Here is a 2283-nt window from a genome sequence, read left to right on the forward strand (position 1 = left end):
CGGTGCGGGGGCGGGTGCGGGGGCGGGTGCGGCTCCGCCTCCCCCGCCTCCGGTCACGGTCACCCGCGTGGTCTCGGTGCGGACCGGGACGCCGAAGATGTAGGCGGTCGCGACGGGGTTGTAGACGCCGGCGGTGGTGGGCGTGCCCTTGATCGCGGTGGTGGTCGGGTCGTAGGTCAACCCGGGCGGAAGGCCCTGGAACTGGATCGAGGCGCCGGGCGGCGGGGTGACGTAGTCGCTGACCCGGCGCTCCATGTACTCGCCCACCCGCAGGGTGAGCGACGGGAGCGCGGCAGGTGCCACGTCGGTGGCCTCGACCACGACGGGCGTGGTGTCGGGCGCCTCCGCCTGTCCTGACGCGGCCCCGACCGCGGCCATGGCGGTGAGTGCGACGGCGGAAGCGATGACAGGACGGGAGATACGCATACAGGCCTTTCGTGGACACCGCCGCGGACCCGCGGCTGACCCACGGTAGCCCACCAAAGCACGTCACCCCGGAGCCTTCTCACGATGTGAGAGGGCTCCGGGGTGGACGTGGTCACCGGCGGCCTGCGCGACCGCCGGGAGTTCCGGGGTCAGCCGCGGCCGTTGGCGACCGTCGGGCCGGGGGCCTGCACGGTGCGCGGAGCACCGGCGGCCACGGTCGGCGCGGTGGAGCCGGACGAGCCTCCGTTCGTGGTCGCACCCGTGGTGGTGGACCCGGGCAGCGCCGGCAGGATCGCCGTGGAGCCGGGGGTGGAGGACCCGCCGTTGAGCGCGAGGGACAGGCCCGCGAGACCGAGCATGGCCGCGCCGGTGAGCGCCAGTCCCGGGGCCAGGGCGCCGAGGGAGCCGGTGTCGGTGGGGAAGGACGAGCCCGGGACGGTGATCTCGCCGCCGCCGGTCAGCTCGGCGCCAGTGGTCAGCTCGCCTCCGGTGGTGGTTCCGCCGGTCGTCGTGGATCCGGCGGGCTGGGTGCCGCCGTCGGTGGTCGATCCGGTCTCGGTGCCGGCGTCGATCAGCGAACCGAGCGGGGCCAGCGGGCCCAGGCTCTGGGTGTCCAGCCCGCCGTTCGCGCCGCCGGTCACCTCGCCCGTGGCCGAGGAGCCCGGCAGGCCGAGCGAGCCGGTGGTGGGCGCCTTCACATCAGGCGTCCCGTTCTCAGGCGTCTCGTTCTCCGGCGTCCCGTTCTCCGGGGCCTCGGGGGCGCCGTTCGACAGGCTGCCGAGGCCGAGCTCGCCGTTGGCGGCGCTGCCCAGCGGGCCGGTCGGCCCCTCTGGGGCGCCCGGGCTCACGGGGGTGGTACCGCCCTGACCGGTGGAGCCTGTCGCGAGCTCGGTGACCGAGCCGGCGTCGCCGCCGAGCGCGGACACGATACCCGCAACGGTCCCGAGGATCGCGTCGGTGCCGTCGGAACCCGTGGTGACCTGGCCGCCGGCCTCTGCCTGCCCACCGAGGAGGCCCTCGACCGCTGCCGTCGAACCACCCGAGGCGCCGGCGGGCGCGGTGCCGTCGGCGTTGTTGACCACAAGCGTGGCGGGGATGCTGACGGGGGCGCCGTTGACGTTGCCGATGACGGTGATGTGGTGGGTGCCGCCGGCCGCCGTCTTACCCGAGATCTTGCCGTCGGCGTACGTCAGCCCCGCGGGCAGCCCCACGACGTTCTCGATCTGGATCCCGGCATGCACACCGCTGGCCAGCTCTTGGATATCGACCGAGACCTCCGCGCCGCCGGCGGTGAAACCGGTCACGATCAGCGGGGACGCCGAGGACGACGAGCCGGCGACGGTCTGGACGTCGCCGTTGACGGTCGGGGCGTCGGGAGCGGCGACGACGACTCCGCCCACGAGCGCGACCGCGGCTGCGGCTGCGACGGGGGCGACGAGGCGACCCCGGACGATACGACGAGGACGGGCGAGGCGAGCACGCATCGGCTGGTTCCTTCCGGAGGGGTTCAGATCGCTCACTCCCCGGAACGGGAGCGCAGACCATTACGGGTGCCACTCTAATCACATACACACCAACTGTCTACTGCTGTCACATAAGTCACTAACACCACGCTAATCACACCGGTAACACACCCCCAGGGGTATCTCGCCGGTCGTGGGCGGATGCTTATCCGGCGCGCACTCCTCCACCGCCACAGCACAAATGACGAGCGGCCCGATCCCTGGGTCGGGATCGGACCGCCGCGGCGAACTCGGGGCGTCAGGCCATCAGGGAACGGGCACGGAGGTCGGCACCGGTGCGACGGCGGACTCGTCCGGGGTCGCGGCCGCGCGGGCCCCGGCCGCAGCGGCGGCG

Annotated in this window: 2 protein-coding genes; both read right to left on the reverse strand. The window is 73.5% G+C overall.

Annotated elements, in window-relative coordinates; genetic code table 11:
• Positions 1-426, reverse strand: a 426-nt coding sequence (locus HMPREF3086_RS15085) for a putative Ig domain-containing protein (RefSeq protein ID WP_210401880.1), incomplete at its 3' end; no start/stop codon positions are given.
• A gap of 149 nt (positions 427-575) precedes the next feature.
• Positions 576-1910 (reverse strand): hypothetical protein, encoded by a 1335-nt coding sequence (locus HMPREF3086_RS15090; RefSeq protein ID WP_070722714.1) that lies wholly within the window; start codon positions 1908-1910, stop codon positions 576-578.
• Between the last annotated feature and the right edge of the window lie 373 nt (positions 1911-2283).

The sequence above is a fragment of the Dietzia sp. HMSC21D01 genome (assembly GCF_001815995.1).
GTDB lineage: Bacteria > Actinomycetota > Actinomycetes > Mycobacteriales > Mycobacteriaceae > Dietzia > Dietzia cinnamea.

What these genes read in the sequence shown, in the direction of transcription:
- HMPREF3086_RS15090 (WP_070722714.1), bottom strand. Translation starts at nt 1,910, where the DNA reads ATGCGTGCTCGCCTCGCCCGTCCTCGTCGTATCGTCCGGGGTCGCCTC.